Below are 24,879 nucleotides of genomic sequence, written 5' to 3'. Positions count from 1 at the left end.
TGAAACCCTTTCCATTTCTTTTTACTTAACATAGGTCGATCTGTAATCTCCAGGCGAGTGGCCGGTAATTTTTTTAAACAATTTACTGAAATATTTCACATCGTTAAATCCTGCATCGCTTGCTACCTCATATACTTTCATAGAGGTTTCTACTAATAATTCCTTTGCCTTATTTATACGGAGATCGATCACATAGTCAATAAAGTTTTGTTCCATCAAACGCTTGAAGAGAATACTGAAATAATTCCGGCTGATATGAATATGATCGGCTACACTTTGAAGTGTCATCTCTTCTGTGTAGTGCGCATGGATAAATCGAAGCGCTTTATCGAGCAGTTCATTGTCAGTATTAGGTTTACTATTGATATTCGACAGGGAATGGTTACACACTTCAATCCCATCCATCAGGGATTTGTATACTTCCTCCAGCGTGGAAGAAGTATCTATCCTAGAAAGGTTCTCCATCAATACGGGAAGTTCCACCTTTTTTAAAAAGAGTGCTTTCAGGATGTTGGATGCTTCTCTTTTTATGTTTGCCTGCGTCATTGTTTCACCGCTCCAGAGAAGGTATCTTTCTTGAATGACTTTTCCAGGGGATTCTTCATTGGAGTCTAGCAAAAGTTCTTCCAGCCCTTTGACGGACAAAGCTTCCACATCTTTTTCCAATGCTGGCCTGTACTTAAAAATATCCTTCTCATGATGGAAGAAATGCCGCCTGCATGCTGAAAGGGCACGGTGATATCCGCTTACAAGGTCATGGAGATCACGGATGACATCATATCCATAAATGAATTCGATCGATGTTTCTTTTTCAACCTTCTCTTTAATCGATGTTGCCAAAGATAAAGAATCTGTTGTTTTTCTTAAGAAACAGACTAATTCATTCTCACCGATCGGAAAGCATACCCCTTCATCTGTTTCCATATAGAATCGTTCCTGGATTTCCTCAAAGATCAGGCTCTTGTATAGAAAACCGAATTCTTCGTCCACTTTGTCCTTTTCTTTTATTTTGATAAGAATGATGTTATGCGGCACCTGGAACATGCTGACGATATCTTCCGTTTCAATAGACTTCTTGTTCTTTAACAGAATCTTTTTCATTTCTAGTTCCAGTTTCCTGTGCGATGCCTGGACTTTTGTTCGTTCAGCGTTTTCCAGCTTCATCTCAATGTTTTGCTCTTCATGAATTTTAGAGACACATTTTTGTACCGTTTTTAATAATGTTTCAGGCTCAAGTGTAGGCTTCAGTATATAATCGATCGCCCCGTGTGTAAGCCCTTCCCTCACATATTCGAATTCGTTATAGCTGCTGACCAGGACAACCTTAAGTTTTGGATTGATATCAAGCGCTTTTTTCATCAGAGTAATGCCATCCATCACAGGCATTTTAATATCGGTGATCAAGATATCGACATGGCAGTCTGTCTCCATAGCCTCCAGAGCCTGTTTGCCATTCGGGAAATCCCCGATCACCTGGAGGGTTTCCTTTTCCCAGTCGATAGAAGATTTCAATCCGAAGCGTATGATCGGTTCATCATCCACAATCATTACGTTATACATCTTCCCCACCCCCGGGTTTTGTTATCAAGGTCAACTTTACGCTTGTCCCTTCTGACGTACTAGTGATTTCAACTTTTGAGAGAGGGTCGTAATATAATCGTACAGAATCATATACATGGTTTAATCCAATCCCGACAAACGAGTTGATCTGTGCAGCGCCCTGATTGATTTTTTCAAGGATGTCTTCTTCAAATCCTATTCCATCATCGTCAATTTGCAACACCACTCCATGCTGGATGTTCATTCCAGTGATCGTAACGGTTCCTTCTTTACCTGTGGGAACAATTCCATGGAAGATAGCGTTTTCCACGATCGGCTGAAGAAGCATTCGCGGTATTTGAAAGTTTTCGATCCCTTCTTCAAACTCTGTCTGTAAGTTAAATTTCTGCTGGTAACGGATTTGAAGGATCACCATAAAATTTTCAACCAGTTCGAGTTCTTCTTTGATGGAGATAAAAGTTCCTGTTTTCCCCATGTTTCCTTCTAATAATTTTGACAAAGCGGAAAGTGCTGTGTTAGCCCTCTCCGTTTGGTTAAATTGGACGAGCCAGCGTATCGTACTAAGCGTGTTGAACAGGAAGTGCGGGTTGATTCGGTGCTTGATCGCCCTTAATTCTGCTTCCTGCTTTTGTGCCTGTTCTTCCTTCACTCGTTCCAACAGATTTTCCACCTGGTTGATCATGTGGTTGAATTGATTACTCATCATACCGATCTCGTCCACGGAACTTACTTTTGTGCGGACGTTGAAATCCCCTTCCCCAACAAGTTTCATCTGCTTCGTCAGGACTTTTACCGGTTCAGTAACCCTTCTTGTGAGAATAACCCCCAGGAGGATGGCCAGGATTCCAAAAATGAGAGATGCAAAGAAAATGAGGTGTTGCATGGAAACAACTTCACCAGTGAGTTCGGTAACAGGTACTACCCCGACAATGTACCATCCATTCCCAATCGGCTGCATGACACCATAATGGTGAACTTCGTTTTCATCAAACTCAAATTCCTGCCGACCCTTTAATATTTGATCTTTCAAATCTTCATTGCCGATCGGCTTTCCTATCACATCAAGATCACTGTCTATCATGATTTCCGCATTTTCATCGACAACAAAAAAGTGTCCGGTTTTCCCTAATTTAATTTGGTCGATCTTTTCTAAAATTGCATTTCCATCCAGGCTGACCTGCACATAGGCGATGTTGTTCATGTTATCAAAGTCTTTCAGGACTCTTGTTATCGGGAGAACAAGGTCTGTGTTCTCTCCTGCGCCACTTAGTCTATCATATTGGAGCCTTCCCCATACAAGTTCCCCATCTGCACTTACCGATTTTTTTGCCCATGGCATTTGATCGATATCATACATAGACAGCTTATAGGAGGAAAACGTACCGCTTCCCCAGCTCATCCCCTCTTCTTTCAAGATGTAAATGATCCGGACAAAAGAGCTCGTATATATATTTGAATTTAGAAAAGACGTCATGTACTCCTGGTTATCTTGTATTTCTTCCGGTGAAGCGGTTCCATTAATGTCTGCCTTCACGATATTCTGGATTTTTTGATTACTGTATATCAGGTCAGACATATCACTTCCATTTGAGAAAATAAATGAAAGAGAATCTGCTGCCTGCCTTGCGATCTGCAGAGAGGATTCTCTTACATTTTCTTTTACAACACTGGAGGCAGATCGATAGAAAAACAAACTATTAAAGACAGTCGGGATTAAACTGACAATAAATATAGTAACGATGACTTTAGAAGCCATTCGTTTTCGCAGTAAGTTGTGAATCATCCTTTAATCCCTCTTTACGCGGTAGTTTGAGACTATCATATCTTGCGTTCCCTTATAGAGCAAGTTGTATTTATTGGTACTCGATCACTACCATATCCCAATATTTAATGGACGGCAATGTGAATTCCACCCGGTCACCCTTCTGCTTGAAATCGAGTTCTTCGGCTGAACCGTGATAGAAATCCGGTGAAGCTACCCATATCTTATCAACTTCTCCATTCGTCCCAACTTTTACTTCAAGTTCTTCTTTAACAGAAGGCTCAGCTTGAGAACCGGTATTGTCTCTCCATTCCAGAGATGTTGCATCTGTAAAGTTGATTAGCTGTACGATATCCTGCTTGCCTTTTTGTTTGGCAAAGCTCCAGAACGCTCCAAGTTCTGGTGCTGTGTTTACATCATGCCCTTCAATCGTTACTTCTTTCTCTATTTCTTCTGCACCATCTCGCAGCAGGTTTTCATAGGCTACTGAGAAATCATAATAGTCTATCAGCTGTTTGTTTAATGCATCTGAAATTTTTAATTTTTTATGAGGAAAATACTCTTTGGAAAGCATGTTTTCACCGAGCTCCAGATGCGCCCCGCCTGCTGCAAAAATAACAGAGTTTGTTAGCAATACTCCCGGTGTATTAAATTCCCCGGCACTATTGGATAAATCGTAATTCATATAAGCAGCCAGGACAGTATTCAGCTTGCCTTTACTGTATTTTGAATTCTGATCGATTACGGTCTTTAAGCTGTCATATGTTTTATGCCCATCCCATAGTTCCGAATACAGGAAATCGACCGGGGCCTGGGAAGCGATATATCCCTGCGCATACTGGGAAACGGCATTCATGACAAAATCGACTTGCAGATCGGCTCTAGCTTTTTCCAGAAACGGAACATATGTCTGTGCCAGGTCGATCGTACGTCCTTCCCCATTCCACAACACCCCGCGGTCACCCAGTTGATCAACATGCCATCCGTCAAACGCCAGGTGATCGAACACTTTCTTCTCTTCGTTGATCAGATGGTTTTGCCACTCTTTATTAGAAGGATCCATGAGATAGATATCACTTGCCCAGGAATCAGGGAGCGGATGTTTATCCTGTTCACCCATATCAGGGTCCCTGTAAATTCCCCATTCCTTCTTGATACCTTCTTCCTCATAATTTTCATAGCTTCCAAACAATAAATTGTAATTCATCGCTTTTATGTTTTTTTCATGCGCCAATGAGATATAATTCTCTATTGTCTGCTTAGACACTTCACGATTGGCAATGTCATGCCAGGATGCTGCGACTTCACCGTTCTCCATCTTTAACGGCTGTTCATGCTTATACTGCCAATCATAGAACTGGAGACCATTGATATGAAAACGGTTCAGCCTGTCGATCGTCTTCTGCTGTTCTCCTTTATCCATCTGGAAAAAGTCTGCAAGATACCCGTACCTCGGAAACTTGCTCCAATCGGATGAGACATCGACCGCTACATTTTGGTGGTCTACGATATCCTTGCCGTCTTTCACATATACCTCGACCATATATCCTGTAAAGTCATCTTTCTCTGGCGTCCACTCCCATGAGATCTCTTTAGCGTCAGAGATTTTGACTTCCTTTTTTTCGACCTCTTCTTCTAAGTGCTTATACTGGACAAGAAGACTTCCTTCTTCGATCTTGTCCTTCAGGGAAAGATCGAATGTTACTTTATCCCCCGGGGCATATGCGGCTTTATCCGTGCTCAAAAATGCTACCCGTTCCCCTGGTTGAAGCGTGTCTGCCCGGAACATCGGGGTTGATGCCGTACAACCGGCAAGTACGTTCAACCCGATCGTCACACTTAAGAACATGGCTAATTTTCTTCCCTTTTTCATATAATTCTCCTTCGATTGATTAGTAAAATCTTATCCTTTTACAGCGCCATCCGTATGGCCGCTTTGAACGAACTTCTTCTGGAACACGATATAGATGATGATGACCGGAAGAATAGCGATGATGGAGGCCGCGAATATCCATGACCAGTTGCTTGCATATTTTCCCTGGAACATCATCAAGGCGATCGGCAGCGTTCTCATCGCTTCATCTTTAATGATCGTCAACGCGACAAAATACTCATCCCACGTTCCGGAGAAGGCGAAGATCGCCATCGTACCAAGTGCAGGCTTTGATAAAGGAAGATAGATTCTTCTAAATATCGTCCAGTTCCCCCCGCCATCCATCAAAATAGATTCTTCGAGTTCTTTAGGTACTGTTTCAAAGAACCCTCGCAGGAAGAAGGTCGAGCCTACTACACCGCCGCCGATATACAACAGCCACAATCCCCAGTAGGTGTTGACAAGCCCAAGGTTCTTAATAACCGTAAACTGAGGAACGATCGCCAATACAAGCGGGATCATCATCGTGAATAAGAAGACCCTGAACAGCAGCTCTTTACCCGGAAACGTGAAACGGACAAAGGAGTATGCTGTAAGTGCTCCAAGAAACACGCTTCCAACCGTGGCTACACCGGCAACAAGCAAGCTGTTCATAAAGTAACGGAAAAAGTTATTCTTGTTCCAAACAGTTTCATAGTTATCGAGATTCGGCACTGCCGTAAATACTTCATTCGGACGAGGCAAAGAATAAGCATCACCGATGAAGGTGGTCATCACCATATAAATAAACGGCGTGATAAAGACAACAAGCCCTAATATCAAAAATGCATAGACGATAATTTTCGCAAATATATTACCCTTCATTTAAATTCCTCCTCCTCTGGTTACATGAACCGCTGTTTTCCAAGTTTTTTCTGTTGTGTCAATGTAATAAGGAAAATTGTCAATCCCATCATTACCCCGAGAGCAGAGGAATAGCCAAAGTTAAAGTTGTTGAAAGCCTGCTTATAAATCATGCTCTGCAGCACTTCTGTTTGCCCCATCGGCCCGCCATTCGTGATAAAGTACACCTGCGGGAAGATATTGAACGCACCCATCACCAGGTTGATGATGACAAAGGCAGTTATAGGCCCGAGCATCGGAATCGTAACGAATCGAAATGCCTTCAGTCCGTTTGCTCCGTCAATTGATGCTGCTTCATATAGCTCCTTCGGAATACCCTGAAGTGCTGCGAGATAAATAACAACTGTCCATCCTACCGTCTTCCATATATGGAAAAGCCAGATAACAATCATCGCAGTCCACTGGTTTTGCAGCCAGCTGATCGGTTCCTCTATGATTCCAACTTGTACAAGAAGGTAGTTGATCAAACCGTTGTCCCCGTCCGCAAACAGGTAACGGAATAGAAAGGCAACAACGATCCATGATGTAATAATAGGAAGATAGTAGAGTGTCCGGAACGTAATTTTGTATTTAACGAACTGTATATTGATCAATACAGCAAAGAATAGTCCCAGGAACCAGTTGATCGGTACCGTGACGACTGTATTCAAAAATGTATTTCTTACTGCATATCGGAATGCCGGATCTGAAAACGCCTTAGCGTAGTTTTCCAATCCAACAAACGGGCTTTCTGCACCCGGCATGATGTTATAGTCCTGAAAACTCATGACGATCCCTTTGATAAGAGGATAAATGACAAAGACACTCGCACCTGTTAACCCTAAAAACAGGAACGGAAACACTTGCATCCATTGCTTCAATCCCTTCATAAATTTTGAAGGTTTCGGCTTTTTTGGCTCTTTCTGTTTTGGAGTCATGACAGGCTGTTGATTATGATCACTCTCGTTTTTTACTTTAGGTAGCACCCCGGCTCCCCCCTTACTTAAGATACAGACTCTTTTCGGAAAGATTATTGTTCATAGCGTTCACTTGTTAAAAACCACTCGATCAGCTGTAACGCTGTTCTTTTGAGAAAAAACTTAGTTCCACCCTTTTCTTTTGCAACAAAGTTTTCGAAAAGAGTCTTAATAAAAGAAGATACTGCACCGGCAAGGCGCCTGGCGAGTATCTTCTCTTGTCAGTTACTACTGTTGAAGCAAAGAATCTGCTTTCTTGGCTGCATCGTCTAAAGCCTTCTTGGCATCCATTTCACCGCGCATTACTTTCTCAAAGTTCAAGTTAATAACGGCTTCAATTTCAGACCACTGAGGGACAGGAGTACGAGGCAAAGCTGTTTCAAGCTGTTTTACATATTTTTGAACGATAGGATTTTGGATCACTTCCGGATCGTTAGCTGTTTCTTTGTTCGTCGGGATCAATCCTGCTTCAGCCATCAAACGTTGTGGCTCATCCGTTAGCATCCATTTTGCGAAAGTCCAAGCTTCTTCTGGATGCTCGGAACCTGCGAACGTTACAAGGTTTTCCCCACCGATCACTGAACTGCTTCCGCCTGGTCCTGCAGGGATCAATCCGCTGACAGTCGCTTCTTCAGGCTTAAATTTACTGCCTTCTTCATTTCCTAAAATACTGTAGAACCATGGCCCGTCATCGATCATCAAGTACTCATTGTTCTTCATGCCGTCCCATGTTCCAGGTTCACCGCCAAGAACCGTAGGTGCAACAAGACCATCTTTTTGCCATTTTGCAATTTCTTCTACTGCCGCAATACTTTCAGGACTGTTAAGGTATCCATCGAATTTCGTATAATCTTCATTGGTCATCGTTCCGCCCAGACTCCAGAAATAAGGAAGGAATGCCCAGGAGAAGCTTCCGCCGATTGCGATTCCGCCTTTTGCTCCAGCTTTCACAGCCTTTTCAGAAGCATCGACCAATTGTTCCATTGTTTCAGGTGCTTCAGAATAACCCGCTTTCTCAAGCAGCTCTTTGTTGTAGATCGCGATCTTTGTATTGGTATTTACAGGAACTCCATAGTACTTTCCTTCATAAAGGTTAGTCGCCATCGGAGACTCGAACACGCTGTTTTTCACTTCATCAAACCCTTCGAATCCGCTTAGATCCTGAAGCGCTCCCATTTTTGCAAACTCAGATACCCAGACGATATCCATGCGCATAAGGTCAGGTGCTTCTCCGCCAGATACACCTGCTACCACTTGCTGTTTTAACCCTTCATAAGGCATACGTGTTAACTTTAACTCAATGTTTGGATGCTCTTTTTCAAATAGAGGCTTGATCTTTTCATTCAAAATAATCTCTTCTTGATCACTGTACGTGTGCCAGTAATCGAGCACTACTTTATCTTTACTTCCCCCGTCACTGCCGGAACTCGTTTCAGACGAACCGCCGGTACAGCCTGTAGCAAAAAGCAAGGTCGATATTCCCACGCCTGCAATCAACTTGTTTAATAATTTCATTGCATTAACCCCTTCCTATTGATTGATTTCATTTTCTATGAAAACGCTTTTATATAAAACCGCTTACATTTGAGAAAAGGTGTCTTTTATTTTGGTGTTGTTTTGCGGGAGAAAAGATACAACATAAAAAAGGTGTCGTAAATCTCTTTGGTAGAGATATACGACACCTTTGATGTTGAAATTTATCAAATGAGGTTCTAATACTGTTCATTATCATTTCACTGGAAAAAACATGTAGTTATGAACGTATACTTTTCCTATTCGTCTCCTCTTTAATCAAAACAAACTAAGTTGACCACTTTCATCCGCAACTTCATCTTCATCAGGCTCATTGCTTTTTTCGTTTTCCACATCTTCCGTTTCAACAGGTAATTCCCCTTTTATTTCGTAAAAAAGATCTTCATTCTCTAGTTCTCTGATCGCTATATCCGGTATAAAGGACTTTATGTAGATCGCCGCATAAGGGTAAATTTTAAGTTTTCCACTTGAGTAAGTTTCTTTACTAGAACCATTATCGATTAAATAGTTACATAGTTCTTTAAGTTTGAAAGAATTATGTCGCTGCAAGTAATCTTTCACCAGTTCCTTTTCTTTATACGATAGCATGTAAACCCTCCTATAAAACTACCTTCCATACAATTCTCTTAATAACGACCATATCACATTCCGCTTTATTTTAATAGCTGACGTGGTTATCTCGTTTTTGATCATTAAGTAGATGATAACCTGTAGCTTAAAGATATTGCTCCTTCGTTCTGAGTCTTTCACTCTTTTTTCGATTAAAGTACAAGCATAACCTCAGTGGATATAAAGAGTTTTTCTACTACTTTATACGGAAGAAAAAAATGCCAGTCACTTATCGAATTCGACAAGTGACTGGCAGGATGAAACCAGAAAAAGAAGAAAGTCTTACTTTAGCCTATCTTCTTTCAAATTTAGTCCAATGCCTGTCTTGCGTTCAGACCACTCTGCTTATCCTGTCGAGTGAAACAGCGTTTGAAATCCCGTTAATTATAGAGAGAACCGGCTCTTAATAAGGACTTACAGCAGTAAAGGTAAATGGAACATTTGCGCCTGAGTAAAGCCCTACATAGACATATTTTGTTCCTCCTGGAATTACTCCTGATTCATTGGCACCAGCGGTCGCAACTCCCCCGATCGCCTCAAAGTTTTTATTGTAGAAGTAAATGTCATAGTCGTATTCGCTGTCTCCTGATCCATCCAGGGTAAAGTTGTGAATGCCGTCCGCGTACTGTTCTGGAAGGGTAATAACATAACCATCCACTCCCTGGGAAGTTGGTTCAGGATTTTGTGTTGTCACGAACTCATTTTCGGTAACCGCAAGCGTAGCCGGGACCCCTGCAAGGCTGCCGATGCCTGTTCCGGCATTTCCTACCTGAACAGTGCCTCCAGCAACGAACGGCTCTTCAGGTTCTAGCGTCAGCGGCTCAATTCTGGTTCTATCGGAAGAAAAGGCTTGAACTTCCGCTATTTGAACGTATCCTTTACTGTTATCCTGTGCACTGTGCGCGATTACTTTAAGGTATTTTGCTTCTACAGGATTTTCTAGATCGATTCCCTGATAATGTAAGTCTGCGACTGTTGGCCTTGGTTTCTGTGCATCGAACGCATCCCGTTTCACCGTAATCCAGTTATCGCCGTTTGTAGAAACCTGAATGCTGTAATCTTTAAGCGTCGCAAAACGTGATTTGGAAACGTCGTTGAAGGCACTCAATTGGATATGGGAGATTTCAACCGGCTTGTCTCCAGCCAGATCCACCACGAATTCTGCACCCTTGAATCCATTTTCCTGGGTGTCAGAGGCATAAACGCTTGCTTCGGTATCGTCGATCGCAAACTTTACAGGATTGCTGTCAGAAGTCCCGGATACGTTAGCTATCGAAGCGCCGTTGAAGGAAGATGCCAGGTTTGGCTCAAGCTTAAAGGTTAACTTGTTCTTCTCTCCTGCCTTGATCGAAATATCACGGAGCGTTCTGGATCCGAATCCTTTTGCCTGAATGGTAATATCGTAGGTTCCTTCTACCATGTACGTTCCAAATTTCCCTTTTTCACCTGTTACGGCAACAGGGCTTGTTCTTGCTTCAAATTCGCCGACGATGATCCGTGCATCCGCAATCGGCTTATTGGTCGAAGCGTTCACAACCTTTCCAACGATTTGTCCGTTCAGCTGTCCATCAGGATGGTTGAAAGCAGGGATCGGTTCCGTATCATCCCCTCCGTTCGAGTATGCATCTGCTCCTAAACCACGTTGTGCAAAAGCAGACCATAGTGTTTCATAATGTTTTCCACCATATCGTTCGAAGTCTGCCGCGATAATAGCGGTTCTCATATCCTCCATAGAAGGATCCGGCACTGAAATCGGCATCGCATCGATCACGAGCTGCTCAGAAACAGATTCACCTTCCGTCTTGCCAAATTCTGAGATCAGAGAATCTCTCATATGCCATAAGATTGCTGCCCATATGTCCCCATCAGCATGGACTTCAGGCCCCACAATGTCATAACCGATATCACCATAGTTATAAGGGGCTTCATCCAGTGAATAGCTCCTGATTCCACGTTCGTCATTTCCGGTTACATATGCACCTACGACCGGTTTATCCTGAAGGCCTTTCTTCATAAGATAGTGCATTCCGTACCAGTCTCCCCAGCCTTCACCCATCGATCCGGCCTGATGGCTTCCCAGCGCTTCCCCACCAGCGACCATTCGGTTAGACAAAGCATGCGTATACTCATGATAGATAACCCCGGCATCAAAATCCCCGTCTGCGTATTCACCATTAAAAGCTCCAGCAATCGGTTCCCATAAAAACATTCCGCTCCAGGCAGGAATCCCATCAGGAAGCGTCAGCATGTAGGCATTGTCACGTCCGGTGTAAGTTGGGTCTCCACCTGAAACAGCACCAGCTTGGACAAGTCCTAAAACAGCGTCCCCATCCACGCCTCCTTTTCCGAAGTTCGACAGCTGCAGGTTACCTGCTGCTTCCACCCAGCCAAGATTATAGTAATAATCATGGAACAGGTTGTGATGATAAAAGAGACTCGTAGCTGCACTGTTCACGTCATCCGCATAAGAAGGTGGAACTGTCTGCCCCTCTGTTTCCTGCCATGAATTTTTAAAAGTAAAGCTAAACTCGCCTAAAGGAGCAACCGGCCGAACAGCTTCATCTGCCGGTACCAGAAAGTTACTCCAGTTTGCATAACTGTTAGCGTTATTGCCAAAGGTCGTTACACCAAGATTTGTACCAGGGATCAGCCAGCCGTTTGGCGATGCCTTCGGGTCACCTTTAAATGATTTAACGACCTGTGTTCCTCCCTTAGCTGCCCCAGGATAGTTTTCAAAAACTAACCCTTCCGGATCGAGCAGATGATCTACCAACGAACGTTTGTAAAGTTGTTCACCGCTTTCAGCATCGATAACAATCTCGTAACCTTTATCAAGTTCTTCGATAAAAAGGACACGGAATGCCGGCCTTACTCCGTCTTCTGTGATAAATGCCGCCTTTTTCACACGTTGTTTTGTCGGGAGTACACCTCCTCCATCGAAGACGTCCCAGCCTTTTTCAGTTCCGGTCAAAGTGGGATTAAACTCCAGTGTTTTAGCCTCTAACTTGATAGCCTGGTTTAAGGCATCCGCTGAGGTTAATTGAAACTCTCCCGTCAATGTCTTCGAACGGCTCATGTTTCCAGTCACAGAAAGAATCTGTCCGTCCTTATTAACCGCTACAATCACACGGCCGCCGTAAACCGATCCTATCCCGTCGAACGTTTGCTGGAATGTCACCGGATTTAGCCCGGTTCCCGGCATTTCATAGGAACGAATAACTGCAAGACTATCAATCTCTGTACTGGAGAGACCAAACATGCCTGCGTTATTTTTCAACCAGTTACGTGCTATCGTTTCAGCATCAAGATCGGAAGGAGCAGTCAGATAACCCTTTTCTTTTATTATGGTTGATGGTGTTCCAAAGAGCGGATTCCAGTCCACTTTTGTTCCAGAACCTGCTGAGTCGATAAACGATCTCGCCGCTTTCAACTGATCTTCGGTCGGCAGCACCCTGTTCAATACATTTCTAACATCAAAAGAACGTGAATCATCGTTTACCTGGTCTGTCGAATGCGAAGTGTGGTTTGATCCGATAAGTGCTTCCGCTGGCGACCCGGCAAAAAGCAAAGGAATCGTAAGCGTTAAGGCAGAAAAAGTGCGAAACATTTTCCCCATACAAAATCCTCCTATAGTAATTTTTTCATTATTCGTACTTTAATTATCTCGAAGACAATGCCAGATAACTATTACGCAAAAGATGTAAATCTACCGGCAGAGGAACTAACAAGGTGTATAACTAAAGTAGTAGGAGCAGTAGTACTGATTTTATAACCCGGGACCAAAAGAGAATCGCATGGTTAGACAAGTATGATAATAAGAGACGGCCAAACTACTTTTCTCGGGAAGACAGAGTGGCAGTGTAAAGCCTGGCAACATTTTTTCTGAAAGTTTTCTGCATACTAAAAAAGACCGCAAATTCAAAGTGTTATACAATACTTTGAATTTGCGGTCTTTTCAGAACTTATTTCTCTTATTACTCTGCCGTCATCTGTAAGAACTCATCCACATCTTTCACGCATAATTTCACTGCACTTTCCCAGAAGTCCGGTTGTTCCAGGTCGATGTCTAAATGTTTCTTCGCTAAATCTTCTACTTTCATACGGCCTGTATCCTGTAGAAGGGCAATATAGTTCTCTTCAACGTCACTACCTTCTTCAAGAGCCTTCGCATAGATCCCCTGGCTGAATAGATAGCCGAATGTGTACGGGAAGTTATAGAAAGGGACACCCACTTTATGGAAATGAAGTTTTGAAGCCCAGAAGTGGGGCTCATATTCGTCCAATGAATCTAGGAAGGCTTCCTTTTGTGCTTCTACCATTATCGTATTTAAACGATCGACGGGGACGAGACCCTGTTTCCGTTCCTCATAGAAACGCTTCTCGAATAAGAAACGGGAATGAATATTCATAAAGAACGCAACACTCCGCTGAATTTTATCCTCAAGTAATGATAAACGCTCTTCTTCATTACTCGCATGTTTAACAGCTGCGTCAGCTACGATCATTTCTGCAAAAGTTGACGCTGTTTCTGCTACGTTCATCGCATAGCCCTGGTTCATCGAATGAACATCATCCATCACATGCTGGTGGAAAGCGTGGCCTAATTCATGAGCTAAAGTCGATACATTGGAGGCTGTACCAGAATACGTCATGAAAATACGGGTCTGTTTACTATCCGGGAAGCTGGTACAGAATCCTCCCGGACGTTTTCCACTTCGATCTTCTGCCTCGATCCAACTGTTTTCGAAAGCCATCTTAGCGAATGAAGCCATTTTCGGCCCAAACTTTTCAAACTGCTCAACAATAAACTCAGCACCTTCATCATAGGAAACAGATTGGTCACTACTTACGATCGGTGCACCGACATCGTACCAACTTAATCGTTCTAGCCCTAAAAGTGTTGCTTTTCGATTTAAATATTCCACAAAGTGGTCCTTATATTTGTTGATGGCATTCCACATCGCGTTTAACGTCTTTTCGCTCATACGATTGATATCCATCGGCTCTTTAAGCACGTTATCCCAGCCACGGTGCTTGTACGTTTGAACACGGAAACCAGCTAAATGATTGAGTGTTTCTCCAAATAAATCTTCGTTTTCTTCCCAGGCATCTTGAAGTTTATGGAACATTTCCTTTCGTACAGAGCGATCAGAAGAACCCATTTTATTTGAGGCTTGCCCAACGGATAGTTCTTTCGTTTCTCCGTTTTCTTCCATTGTGATCTTCATTTTTCCGACGATCGTACTGTACATACTGTCCCATCCCTGGTATCCATCAACACTTAAGTCATTGATTAGAGACTCCTGTTCAAGGGAAAGCTTTTCCTTTGCCTTTTCTCTTTTTTCATTCAACACAAATGAGAGTTCCTTTAACTCAGGTTGCGCTAATAACTCTTTCCAAAGGCTGTCATCAATTTTATTTAACTTCTGTTCTAGTGTGGTCATAACAGTGGAAAATCCAGCAGCCATCTCGCTAATCTTTGCACGATGTTGAAGTGCTTTTTTATCAGTGACATCCTGGGCACTTAAACAACCTACAAAAGCAAAACTTTCCCGTAGCCTCAGCTCTACACCTTCAACATGATCGATAACCTTTCTTAAATCCTTTGCCTGTGAAACCTCTGTTGGTATGGTGTATTCATTAACTAAATGGGAAAGGTTTTGTAGTTTTTCCTGTGCCTCTTGTAAGTACTGATGGAAAGCATCTGATTCACTTCCACCTTCAAAAATAACGTCTAAATCCCACTTTTGGTCATATGTAGTATCTGGCAAGTTCGTGTTCCCCCTTTTATGTTATAACTCGATCCGAATTAGTTCAAAACTTCTTAGTTTGATTAACCCGCTAATTAATGAGAGAGCAAAATTTTCATTCTTTTCTAATTTTACCATAAAATTTCAAATTCCTTAAAAGATCCAGGTATAGTCGATCGGCAAAAGAAAAACGCTGGCATCCATTGATACCAGCTGATGGTCTTAAACTATCGCAAACCTTCTATAAAAGCTGTTAGTAAAGTCGTGTTATCGATTTTTTTCTTCAAAGGCTTCTAGCTGAAAAGCCTCCCTTAATTCATAATGTTTCGCATGAGAGTCACCTCGACTAAGTAACGCTTCTGCTTCTGGCTCAATGACAGCTATGTCATAGTCGTCTTGACCAGCAAATGCTTTAATTGCATCAAGTGAATTGAAAAAACTCGTTATCATAAACTCAATTTCTTCCTGATGTTCTTCTCCTCGGTAAATGGTACTGCCACAATACCCATCAATCTTCGTGAAACCCGGGAAAATTTCCTCTCGTAACAATGTTTCATATGCATTTGCATTGTCCCGGCTCGTCCACCCTTTCCAAACACGCGCAATCATAGAATCCCTCCTATATAATCTGTGAAAAATTCTTGTGCAAAATTAACTTAAGCAATCGTTGAAGTTGCATTTCTCTTCTGGTAATCGCGTTTTTCTTCCAGGACAAAACGGTCACGTCCTGCCCCCATTCCGGAAACAGTAAATATAAAAGTGATCACCATTAAGAATAGCAGGGGAATTGTCCATGAATGAAACAGATCGTACAGAGATCCGATCAGAATTGGTCCCACAGCGGCAAGGAGATAGCCTACACATTGAGCCATTCCTGACAGGCTTGCTGCTTGTCTGGCATTTCTAGCACGCAAACTGATAAGTGTGAGAGAATGGCTGATCGCTGCACCGAGACCAATCCCCAGTAGGATAATACTTATGTTAGCGATCACCATACTTGAACCTGCCAGCAATCCCAAAAGGCCGGAAAAACAAAAGGCGCCAATACCGAAAGCGATCCACTTTTGATTGGACAAACGGTCTGCAAGTAAGGGAATAATAAAATTAGCCGGTAGGCCTGAGAACTGGAGAACTGTCACCATCCAGCCAGCATCCGCAATATCCCTTCCCTGGCTGTGAAGAATTTCCGGAAGCCACGTCGTCGCACTGAAATACACCATCGATTGCAAGCCCATGAACAACGTTACCTGCCACGCGATGGGAGAGTTCCAAACAGACACACCTGGAGCAGATACAGGTGGACTTTCTGACTTTTTGTTACGAACTCTTAACTGAGGTATCCAAACGACTATGGCAACCACGATCATGATAACCCATACACCAAGTGACAGCCTCCATCCTAATCCCATGTTTTCAGCGAGCGGCACACTAAATCCAGGAGCAAATCCTGCCCAGATTCCCATTGAGAAAGTATAGAGTCCTGTCATCAGTCCAACTTTATTAGGGAACTTTTCCTTAACCATCCCCGGAAGAAGTACATTGCACAGTCCAACGCCTAACCCGATCAAAACCGTTCCCATGAACAATGGGGGAAGCATTCCTGCTGAACGAGCAACAATTCCAGTTCCCAGTAAACATAACCCCAGGAGGATACTCCACTCACTTCCAAGCCTTTGAGCAATCCTGGGAACGAAAGCAGACATAAGTGCGAAGGCAACGAGCGGGAGGGTAGTCAACAGCCCTGCGGTGCTATTAGAAATCCCTGTTTCATCCCGGATCAAACCGATGAGCGGCCCTACTGATGTAATGGCTGGACGCAGGTTAAAAGCTACGAAAATAATGCCGGCCATCAATATCATATTTCTTGTTCTTACAGATCGAATCATAAAAGGGAATTTCAATTTCCTACACCTCTTAGAAGTATTTCGAACATCTATCTTCATTACGAAAAAAAACAATATTATAACTATTATAAAGGTTAAAATAGCATACAAAAAGAACAAGTTAAAACCGGCCGGGAGTTTTGCTCCCAGCCGTTTTTTTCAATCCAAACTATTTCTTTATTGTTCTACAGGAACCTCATTGTGTTGCTTCGCGTATTCGATCACGGCTTTTCCAAGTGTTTTTGCAGCGACCAGCATCGACTTTTCACTGATCTTAAATTTAGGATGGTGATGAGGATAGGTTTCCTCCCAGTCCGGTTCTGCTGCGCCAGTGAAGAAGAACGTACCTTTTACATGCTGCAGGTAATACGCGAAATCTTCGCCTCCCATTTCCGGAGCTGCTTCATAGACGTTTGTAACGCCAGGAACAGATTCAGCAAGCTCGGCTACGAATGTTGTTTCTTCAGGATGGTTTACAACCGCCGGATACCCGCGTACAAACTCAAACTTATAGTCAGCGTCTGCAGAGAGACATGCTCCTTTTACGACACGACCGATTTCCTCTTCCACTAGATCACGCACTTCATCTTTAAACGTTCTCGCAGTTCCTGTTAGCTCTACAGTGTCAGCGATTACGTTGAACGCATTTTTCGCAACGAAGTTCCCAACGGAAACAACGGCTGATTCCAGCGGATCAACACGTCGAGCTACGATTTGCTGCAGGTTTGTCACAACCTGGGAAGCGATCACGACAGCGTCTTTCGTTAAGTGAGGCTGAGCACCATGGCCGCCTTTACCCTGGATCTTAATATGGAACCGGTCTGCTGCTGCCATGATCGGACCTGAACGGAATCCCACTTCCCCAACATGCGAATTAGCCCATAAATGAGTACCAAAAATAACATCTACTCCCTCAAGGCAGCCGTCTTCGATCATCGCGATCGCACCCCCAGGCTGGTATTCTTCCGCATGTTGATGGATAAATACGATCGTTCCGGCAAGCTCGTCCTGCATGCGGTTAAGGGCTTTCGCCAGGATCAGCAGTTCCGCAGTATGCCCGTCATGGCCGCATGCATGCATGGTTCCATCCACTTTCGACTTGTGGGGAAGGTCCGTTTCTTCCTGGATCGGCAGTGCATCGAAGTCAGCACGGAGCGCGATCGTCGGACCGGGCTTTGCTCCTTTCAGTTTTGCTACAACACCGCGTCCTCCGACTTCTGTCCGAACTTCGTGCCCTAACTGCTCATGGTAGTTCGCGATATATTTTGGAGTCTCGACTTCCTCAAACGAAAGTTCAGGATTCATATGGAGATGGCGGTAAACCTCTACCATTTCATCGTTTAGTTGATCAAGCTGTTCGTATAAATGTTCCATATTATTAACACCATCCTATTGATTATTTGTTTAAATATCAATCTAGTGAATTACTTTGTCGGTTTTTTGTTATGCTGCGAAATTATAGGACATCTGTTCCGCTATTTGCTTAAAAGCAGCTATTTTTCCAGTATTTTAGGACATCTCTTCCGCTATTTGATCAAAAACAGAGTGAAACAGCATTGAAAATCTTAAATAAAGGATTATATGTCCTATAAAAATTGAAATCAAGCATTATTTCACACATTAGCGGAACAGATGTCCTCTAACGACGGAAAACCAGATTACTTGCTTACTACTGACTGTTCTTTTACGTCCTTCGAAACATAACATTCGCCTTCTTTAAAGACTTTAACGACCTTGCGCAAAGCTGAAATATCCTCAAGCGGATTGCCTTCGACGAGTAGCAGGTCGGCAAGTTTCCCTTCTTCAACCGTTCCTGTTTTGGAATCGATTTTCATCGCTTCAGCTGCAACCTTAGTCGCCGATTGAAGAACATCTTCATGCTTCATCCCGTTCTTCACCATTAGCTCGAGCTCTGTCACAAAATCACCGTGCCTGTTAAAAGGTGTTCCCGCATCGGTTCCGGCGGCAATTTTCACGCCTCTCTCGTAAGCCTTATAAAAACTCTTCACGTGATCTCCCATTACCCGCTCTGCTTTTTGAACGGCATGTTCAGGAATTCCCTCATCCAGTCCTCGTTCAACGATATTAAAAGGTGCTGCCAGTGTCGGTACAAGGTAAGTACCTCGTTCAAGCATCATATCGATCGCTTCCTCGTCCAGGTAAATGCCATGTTCTACCGTTGTGATGCCTGCACGGATCGCATTCTTGATCCCTTCCACGCCCTGTGCGTGTGCAGCTGTTGTTTTCCCTGCATTGGACGCCTCTGTACAAGCGCAACTCAGCTCATCTTCACCAAGCTGCGGAGAATTCGGGTCCACTCCAGGAGTCATGACTCCTCCAGTTGCCATCAGCTTTAAGAGGTCGGCCCCTTTTTTTAGCTGGGTACGAGCAGCTTTCCGGACTTCATCAACGCCGTCTGCTTCGATCGCCATCGTATGGCCATGGCCGCCTGTCATGACAATAGGTTCACCGGAAGCGAGAATCCTCGGTCCCTTTACGACACCACTTTCGATCGCTTTACGAAGCGCGATATCGACGTTGGCCTTTGAGCCGACATTGCGGACTGTGACGACGCCGCTCTCGATTTGATTTTGCGCGTTCCGGTATGCTTTGTAAGCATCATCCGCTTCTGTCTTTCCAAGGCTTTCTCCAAACGGATCAGCACTTCCGTTCATCGTTAAGTGGACGTGGCAATCCATCAGGCCAGGCACACAGGTTAAGCCGTCTCCATCGATCACCAGGTCTGCTTCTTCCTCCTTCACTTTATCTCCAATACCGATGATCGTCTTTTCATCAAATAGAATAGTAGTTTTGGTTAAATCAGATCCCGTTCCGTCAAATAGCTGAACGTTTGTTATTTTTGTTTTCATAGTTTCCTCCGTGTCGTTAATAGAATTTGCCGATTTGTAATCAGCAGCTGTGATTCTTATGTATCATTTGCTCTCCCCACACCTTTCAGCGTAAGGGAAAGCAAAGGATAAGCGATGGCATAAAGCGATTGTTTAAAGTGTCCCCATCAGGATGCTTGCGATGAAAATAGAGGCGATCGTTACGGTTGTAAACCCTCCGACAAGCATCGGGGACAAGATCTCGTTAAAAATATAGTCTTGTTCTTCTTTTGTTTCGCCGACACTTCGGGCTACTTCCTCGCAAACAAGATAGTCACCAGGGAATCCGTACATTGCTGTTAACGCAACTGGAATCCCTTTATAAATGTCCCATTTCACTAACTTTGCCCCAACGAATCCGCCGAGAATGATGCCTGCAGCCCCGATCAGTAAAATCGTGAACACTGCGGGGAGGTTTTGTAAAAACAAGCTGAATGTTACTTGATTCATAGAAGGAATGATAACGAAGATTACCCCGACCATCCCTACACCAAAGGAATTCGCCCGTTCCATCATCTTGTCCCGGTAGAAGCCGGTCATTGTTCCGATCAAACCGATCACAAGCGCCCAGATACTGTAGTGGACCCCTGTCAGGTTTCCAGCGGCAACAGCGATCGATCCTCCAAGAAACAATTGAAAAAGCAGAATAGAAGGAGTCGCATATCGATCTGGTATCCAGCTTTTCCTTCCTGATGCTTCTTCCGTTTTTTCTTCCTCAACAACTGGCTCCTGCTGTACGGCAGCTTCACTCGCTGCAGCAACAAAGCTGTTTCCTCTTGCGGCTTTTACCTTAAACGCATATTTGCGCAGGAAGTATGAAGTCAACGGCAGACCGACTAACGTTTGAAGAGCAAGAATAAGTACGGGAATTGTGACCAGGGCCGCCAGACCAATAGCCTTTAACTTTTCAGATGTTACAACAAAGGCGATGATTCCGCCTGTCAGCGGGCCTGTCCCCGCAGCAGCTGTTTGATATCCAAAGATTGGTGAAACAACTAACAATACTGTTCCAGCAGCAATTATAATCCCAATCAACGCGACAATAACAGACTTATACTGCTGCTTGATAATCTTCATGGGGATAAGCGTACCCATGTGGACGATTAACGGAGCGATCAACACTGCCCCAACAGTCGAAAAGGTAGAGTTTTCGACAAGATCCTTCGGAAATACTCCGATCCAAAGTAAAACAAGATATCCTAACAACACAACCAACAACATCGGTACCCTTGCTCTGGTTTTAATCGAAATTATTTCACCAACCGTGACCAATGCAAGGACGATCATCGTGGCGATTACCGGTTCATTTAACAAACTAAACACTTCCTCTCAAAACTTTCATCTCTCGGTTTCCCTAATTTTTGCAACGTTCTCAGACAACAAACACCTGCTTGATTCTTTTATATTTAAATAGAATAGAGATGTCATTTAAAAATAAGTTTGCCCTTCATTTCCCCTTTCCAACTTCTTGAAATATTGTGTTAGTTTAACGCATTAATGTGTGTGGGTCAATCAATTTTTAACAAAAAAATTAAATTTTTCTAAAAAATTGGCAAATTAAAAAAAGGATGGAATGATTCTCCAACCTTTTCAAACCGTCACACCTGGATTAAACACCATAGCCTTGATCTCTTTCCAGTTTACTCCTTTTCCTTTGTTCGTCCCTTTGAGAAATCTCTCCGACTACTTGCAACTTTTCATCAGCGTTAACTACTGAATCAACAAAAGTATCATGCTTTCATCAATTGAAGATGTTAAGGAATTAATTTTATTTAATTTTTTTGATTTATCTATACACTTCATCGCTTTTATGTGTTAAACTAATAAGCACCAACCCCCAATAATATACCTGTACTGGGGAAACCCAGTAAAGACGTGTAGAATCTGTTGACACGTCTTTTTTTTTGCTTTAACTGCAGAACTTATGGTAAATCCCTGCAAGCTCCCTAACCTTTAAACAAAGCAGCGAAACTTACAACAAGGGCCCGTTTTTCTCGTTTTTCAATAGAATTAGGTCCTGCAATTCCTTCATAGTCATGTTAACTCCAACCAAAATAGGGAAATAGTATAGAGGTGGATTTACAGAGTATTAATTGAAAAAGGAGTGGAATTTATGAATCAGAGTCAACTGGATCGAATGAAGAATGGTAAAGGGTTTATCGCTGCACTGGATCAAAGCGGAGGCAGTACACCCAAGGCACTGGCAGCTTATGGTGTTACAGAGGATTCCTATTCAAATGAAGAAGAAATGTTTGATCAGGTGCATAAGATGCGTACCAGGATTATCACGTCTCCAGCTTTCAGTTCAGATTATATCCTTGGAGTGATCCTGTTCGAACAGACGATGGACAGTAAAGTAGAAGGAAAATATACCGCGGATTATCTGGCTGACCATAATATTGTCCCGTTTTTAAAAGTGGATAAAGGACTGGCTGAACAAGAATACGGCGTACAGCAGATGAAGCCGATTCCGGATCTTGATGAAACGCTTCGCCGTGCCAAAGAAAGAAATATCTTCGGCACCAAAATGCGTTCGGTCATCCATGAACCGAATGAATCAGGGATCAAGGCTGTGGTGGACCAGCAATTCGAAATCGGCAAAAGAATAATAGCCTCCGATTTTGTACCAATCATCGAGCCTGAAGTGAATATCCATAGCGAGGACAAGGAAAAATGCGAAGAAATCCTGAGGGAGGAGATTTTCGAGCATCTCAATGGTTTATCCGAGAATGAAAATGTGATGTTGAAGCTCACACTCCCGACAAAGGCTAATGCATACAAGGAACTGGCGGAGCATCCCCGCGTCGTCCGGGTTGTCGCCCTCTCCGGCGGATACTCCCGAGATGAAGCCAACGAAAAACTAAAAGAAAACGACGATATGATCGCAAGCTTCTCCCGGGCACTTGCCGAAGACTTAAGCGTTGATCAATCTTCCGAAGAGTTTGATCAAGCCATTAAAAATGCCATCGAATCGATTTATGATGCTTCTGTAAATAAAAAATAATACCTATCCTCCCCTGCTTCTGGTTGGAAGCGGGGGTTTTTTTATTTCTATGGTATGACAGAAATTTGTTCAGGTATTACCCATGAAGATCCTCTATTCGCTCTTTTCAAAGTAATGTACTGGTTTAATCTCTATCCTCCATCCGAACTTACATCCATCAATCAATAAAGAAGTTATGTTGAAAGTATTTGTTTCATACTTTTAATCGTTCCCATGTGTAAACTTTCATGGTTCATATGAAAAAGAATCATGTCTCCTACTGTTTTCATATCCAGAAATGGCTTTTCAAGGGGTTCATCAAGACGTCCCGTACAAGCCTTTTCGATATGAATAGGTTGTTCTTCTAACTGCCTGATCAGTTCCTCCATTGAAGGAGGCTGTTCTGTCCAGCTCTCAGGTTTACTTCCTCTCGGAAACATCAAGTGATAGGACTCTGGCATTTGTCTCTCCATACTTACAGCAGGAAACATCGTATGATCCCACCCTACCAAGATGTGACCAGTGTTCCAGCGAATACTGTTATTATGCCCATGAGGGATTTTGTCAGCGATATCCTCGGGGATTGTCCTCAGATATTCAACTGTCCATCTGCGCCACATCTTCAGTTGTGAAAATAATTGATCTTCTCTCATTGCTTCATCTCTCCTTCATTAGATTAGATGTGAAACTTCAAAAAAACATTTTAATTCAATTATTTCAAATAGCTCAGTATTCAGGCAACCCCTGTGTTAAAAAATAGAAAAAAGATGATGACGTCTTTATCCCTGGACTAGCTGCCGAATCTTACTAATCCAGTATTTAATTGGTCCATTTATCCATGTGATCCTGTACTTCCAGGATTATTTTAATCAGAACATAGAACTAGCCCAGCAATTTTCTATTAATATACACATAGGTAACGGTCAGTAAAAGCAGCATCGCAACGACAAGAACCGTTCCTTCATTTGAGTAGTCAATAAAACTATGGATAACGACCAACGTTCCCAATGGCAGAAAAAACATTCCTGCTGCAACTTTGCCTAATTACGACTTATTTTTGATGTTTTTTTCATTGAATCCGGCTAATAACCAGGTTTGCTTCTTCACAGATACCAGGAAGGAAACAAGCAAAAGCGCTATACCGATCGTTAACAATCCGTAGTCCATTAACAAAACCTCCCCTTTAAATTGTATATCAATTATTTACCAACCTGTATCAAAAAGAATTCATAAAAAACATAATAACTTTAAAAATTTGTGTATATAAAATAGGGCTTATCCTTAGCTGGATAAACCTTGAAACAGGAAGTGTCTTGATGGACTCCTGAGTATCTTCTGTTATTAATTCATTAGTAAAGGCACCTGACGATTATAAAAAAAAGCACTTCTTTATCATTCAAAAGAAGTGCTTTGCTTATTATACTTATTTTAGACGGTCAATGATCTTCCCCCAGCCGTTTTTTTCTGTGGCATAGAAATCCCCTACTGTATACGTGCCGCCGAGTACTTCTAATGGTTTCAGGTCTTCCAGCGGAGTCGTTTTATCACCACCCAATTTGACTGATACTGTCCCCTGTTGTGTTGTTTTCATCTGAAAGTCAGGTGTCGTGTCCCTGGCAATAACGTTTTGATACAAAATCCCTTTTCCAGCTGGGTTTGGTACAGTGTGCAGGTTTAGATGCGGTGTTAGCTTTAATTCTGGTAACGTTTCAACTTCACTGTTCAAATCGAATTCGAGCCGAATGATTTCATTTCCGGCTTTTATAGCAGAAGCAATCACCTTCCCATCCTTTTCTTCCATTGAAAGTTCTGCATATTTCTTCGGATATCCCCAAAGTTCTCTTCCTGCTGCAATGGCGAAATCCTCATTTTCGTATTCAAACAAATAATGTCCACCCACAGTATCTTTATATTTCGCAGGAATGACTATTGCACAATCAAGGAACGAGCCTTTATTGCAATTGCCAAAGTCAGAGATCGTGACGATATAGGTGTTATCAACATATTCAAATGGTGTATGTTCAAGGTATCTTTTTATAACTGTTTCATCAGTACGGCATACTGCTGTAATCGTACGGTTGTTTTTACATTCATAAGGAACGAATGGGTCTGGGAATAAAGGGGATTGGATTGGTACGTTGTTTCCAGTTGCTACTTTTGTTGTTGTCATGTGAGAATT

General features: G+C 42.8%; 19 protein-coding genes. 1 reads left to right on the top strand and 18 read right to left on the bottom strand.

All coding sequences use genetic code 11. The features are described from left to right. Window positions 1–21 precede the first annotated feature (21 nt). The 14 genes from FCL54_RS14935 to FCL54_RS14870 all read right to left on the bottom strand — a co-directional run bounded on the left by FCL54_RS14935 (window position 22) and on the right by FCL54_RS14870 (window position 21,040). Window positions 22–1,560 (bottom strand): response regulator transcription factor, encoded by a 1,539-nt coding sequence (locus tag FCL54_RS14935; RefSeq protein ID WP_138127534.1) that lies wholly within the window; start codon window positions 1,558–1,560, stop codon window positions 22–24. Next, complete coding sequence (locus tag FCL54_RS14930) at window positions 1,553–3,343, bottom strand: sensor histidine kinase (RefSeq protein WP_138127533.1); 1,791 nt, start codon at window positions 3,341–3,343, stop codon at window positions 1,553–1,555. The genes FCL54_RS14935 and FCL54_RS14930 overlap by 8 nt, the downstream gene beginning before the upstream one ends. Window positions 3,344–3,413: 70 nt before the next feature. Further along, the gene (locus FCL54_RS14925; protein ID WP_138127532.1) at window positions 3,414–5,195 is read right to left on the bottom strand and encodes a glycoside hydrolase family 66 protein; all 1,782 of its coding nucleotides are present in this window, start codon (window positions 5,193–5,195) and stop codon (window positions 3,414–3,416) included. A gap of 30 nt (window positions 5,196–5,225) precedes the next feature. After that, window positions 5,226–6,059 (bottom strand): carbohydrate ABC transporter permease, encoded by an 834-nt coding sequence (locus FCL54_RS14920; protein WP_138127531.1) that lies wholly within the window; start codon window positions 6,057–6,059, stop codon window positions 5,226–5,228. Window positions 6,060–6,079: 20 nt separating this feature from the next. Next, window positions 6,080–7,063 carry a carbohydrate ABC transporter permease gene (locus FCL54_RS14915; protein ID WP_210238532.1) on the bottom strand — a complete coding sequence of 328 codons (984 nt, stop codon included), beginning with the start codon at window positions 7,061–7,063 and terminating at the stop codon, window positions 6,080–6,082. A 219-nt stretch (window positions 7,064–7,282) separates the two neighbouring features. Next, complete coding sequence (locus tag FCL54_RS14910) at window positions 7,283–8,569, bottom strand: extracellular solute-binding protein (protein ID WP_138127530.1); 1,287 nt, start codon at window positions 8,567–8,569, stop codon at window positions 7,283–7,285. A gap of 276 nt (window positions 8,570–8,845) precedes the next feature. Next, on the bottom strand, window positions 8,846–9,175 hold the full coding sequence (locus tag FCL54_RS14905) for a DUF3895 domain-containing protein (protein ID WP_138127529.1): 330 nt from the start codon (window positions 9,173–9,175) through the stop codon (window positions 8,846–8,848). A gap of 424 nt (window positions 9,176–9,599) precedes the next feature. Continuing rightward, window positions 9,600–12,812, bottom strand: a complete 3,213-nt coding sequence (locus FCL54_RS14900; protein ID WP_138127528.1) for a M36 family metallopeptidase — start codon at window positions 12,810–12,812, stop codon at window positions 9,600–9,602. Window positions 12,813–13,170: 358 nt separating this feature from the next. Further along, on the bottom strand, window positions 13,171–14,967 hold the full coding sequence (locus tag FCL54_RS14895; RefSeq protein WP_138127527.1) for a M3 family oligoendopeptidase: 1,797 nt from the start codon (window positions 14,965–14,967) through the stop codon (window positions 13,171–13,173). A gap of 246 nt (window positions 14,968–15,213) precedes the next feature. After that, the gene (locus FCL54_RS14890) at window positions 15,214–15,555 is read right to left on the bottom strand and encodes an antibiotic biosynthesis monooxygenase (RefSeq protein WP_138127526.1); all 342 of its coding nucleotides are present in this window, start codon (window positions 15,553–15,555) and stop codon (window positions 15,214–15,216) included. 47 nt (window positions 15,556–15,602) lie between these two features. Continuing rightward, window positions 15,603–16,832, bottom strand: coding sequence for a CynX/NimT family MFS transporter (locus FCL54_RS14885; RefSeq protein ID WP_425467132.1), 1,230 nt, complete (start codon window positions 16,830–16,832; stop codon window positions 15,603–15,605). 174 nt (window positions 16,833–17,006) lie between these two features. Next, window positions 17,007–18,203, bottom strand: coding sequence for a M20 family metallopeptidase (locus FCL54_RS14880; protein WP_138127525.1), 1,197 nt, complete (start codon window positions 18,201–18,203; stop codon window positions 17,007–17,009). 284 nt (window positions 18,204–18,487) lie between these two features. Then, the gene (locus FCL54_RS14875) at window positions 18,488–19,699 is read right to left on the bottom strand and encodes a metal-dependent hydrolase family protein (protein WP_138127524.1); all 1,212 of its coding nucleotides are present in this window, start codon (window positions 19,697–19,699) and stop codon (window positions 18,488–18,490) included. A 132-nt stretch (window positions 19,700–19,831) separates the two neighbouring features. Continuing rightward, window positions 19,832–21,040, bottom strand: a complete 1,209-nt coding sequence (locus tag FCL54_RS14870; RefSeq protein WP_246055286.1) for a hypothetical protein — start codon at window positions 21,038–21,040, stop codon at window positions 19,832–19,834. A gap of 790 nt (window positions 21,041–21,830) precedes the next feature. On the opposite strand from FCL54_RS14870, the gene FCL54_RS14865 reads away from it, so the two are divergent. After that, window positions 21,831–22,721: a fructose bisphosphate aldolase gene (locus FCL54_RS14865; RefSeq protein WP_138127523.1), complete on the top strand. Its 891-nt coding sequence runs from the start codon at window positions 21,831–21,833 to the stop codon at window positions 22,719–22,721. Between the two features lie 173 nt (window positions 22,722–22,894). Here FCL54_RS14865 and FCL54_RS14860 read toward each other — a convergent pair whose 3' ends face one another. From FCL54_RS14860 to FCL54_RS14850, 4 genes are all read right to left on the bottom strand, one after another. Further along, window positions 22,895–23,353 carry a DinB family protein gene (locus FCL54_RS14860; protein ID WP_138127522.1) on the bottom strand — a complete coding sequence of 153 codons (459 nt, stop codon included), beginning with the start codon at window positions 23,351–23,353 and terminating at the stop codon, window positions 22,895–22,897. A 229-nt stretch (window positions 23,354–23,582) separates the two neighbouring features. Further along, the gene (locus tag FCL54_RS24440) at window positions 23,583–23,723 is read right to left on the bottom strand and encodes a hypothetical protein (RefSeq protein WP_246055284.1); all 141 of its coding nucleotides are present in this window, start codon (window positions 23,721–23,723) and stop codon (window positions 23,583–23,585) included. 21 nt (window positions 23,724–23,744) lie between these two features. Next, a complete protein-coding gene (locus FCL54_RS24640; protein ID WP_281281382.1) occupies window positions 23,745–23,867 on the bottom strand; it encodes a DUF3784 domain-containing protein in 123 nt (40 codons plus the stop codon). Window positions 23,868–24,123: 256 nt separating this feature from the next. Further along, window positions 24,124–24,870, bottom strand: a complete 747-nt coding sequence (locus FCL54_RS14850) for an acetoacetate decarboxylase family protein (protein WP_138127521.1) — start codon at window positions 24,868–24,870, stop codon at window positions 24,124–24,126. Between the last annotated feature and the right edge of the window lie 9 nt (window positions 24,871–24,879).

This window comes from Exobacillus caeni, assembly GCF_005747095.1.
Lineage (GTDB): Bacteria > Bacillota > Bacilli > Bacillales > Guptibacillaceae > Exobacillus > Exobacillus caeni.
This window is presented reverse-complemented; position numbering and strand designations above follow the sequence as displayed.

Bases quoted from the DNA above. Each gene is read 5' to 3' on its own strand.
- FCL54_RS14885 (WP_425467132.1), bottom strand. From the start codon at position 16,832: ATGATTCGATCTGTAAGAACAAGAAATATGATATTGATGGCCGGCATT.
- FCL54_RS24640 (WP_281281382.1), bottom strand. From the start codon at position 23,867: ATGGACTACGGATTGTTAACGATCGGTATAGCGCTTTTGCTTGTTTCC.
- FCL54_RS14900 (WP_138127528.1), bottom strand. From the start codon at position 12,812: ATGGGGAAAATGTTTCGCACTTTTTCTGCCTTAACGCTTACGATTCCT.
- FCL54_RS14920 (WP_138127531.1), bottom strand. From the start codon at position 6,059: ATGAAGGGTAATATATTTGCGAAAATTATCGTCTATGCATTTTTGATA.
- FCL54_RS14930 (WP_138127533.1), bottom strand. From the start codon at position 3,343: ATGATTCACAACTTACTGCGAAAACGAATGGCTTCTAAAGTCATCGTT.
- FCL54_RS14910 (WP_138127530.1), bottom strand. From the start codon at position 8,569: ATGAAATTATTAAACAAGTTGATTGCAGGCGTGGGAATATCGACCTTG.
- FCL54_RS14865 (WP_138127523.1), top strand. From the start codon at position 21,831: ATGAATCAGAGTCAACTGGATCGAATGAAGAATGGTAAAGGGTTTATC.
- FCL54_RS14860 (WP_138127522.1), bottom strand. From the start codon at position 23,353: ATGAGAGAAGATCAATTATTTTCACAACTGAAGATGTGGCGCAGATGG.
- FCL54_RS14880 (WP_138127525.1), bottom strand. From the start codon at position 18,203: ATGGAACATTTATACGAACAGCTTGATCAACTAAACGATGAAATGGTA.
- FCL54_RS14890 (WP_138127526.1), bottom strand. From the start codon at position 15,555: ATGATTGCGCGTGTTTGGAAAGGGTGGACGAGCCGGGACAATGCAAAT.
- FCL54_RS14925 (WP_138127532.1), bottom strand. From the start codon at position 5,195: ATGAAAAAGGGAAGAAAATTAGCCATGTTCTTAAGTGTGACGATCGGG.
- FCL54_RS14850 (WP_138127521.1), bottom strand. From the start codon at position 24,870: ATGACAACAACAAAAGTAGCAACTGGAAACAACGTACCAATCCAATCC.
- FCL54_RS14935 (WP_138127534.1), bottom strand. From the start codon at position 1,560: ATGTATAACGTAATGATTGTGGATGATGAACCGATCATACGCTTCGGA.
- FCL54_RS14875 (WP_138127524.1), bottom strand. From the start codon at position 19,699: ATGAAAACAAAAATAACAAACGTTCAGCTATTTGACGGAACGGGATCT.
- FCL54_RS24440 (WP_246055284.1), bottom strand. From the start codon at position 23,723: ATGTTTTTTCTGCCATTGGGAACGTTGGTCGTTATCCATAGTTTTATT.
- FCL54_RS14905 (WP_138127529.1), bottom strand. From the start codon at position 9,175: ATGCTATCGTATAAAGAAAAGGAACTGGTGAAAGATTACTTGCAGCGA.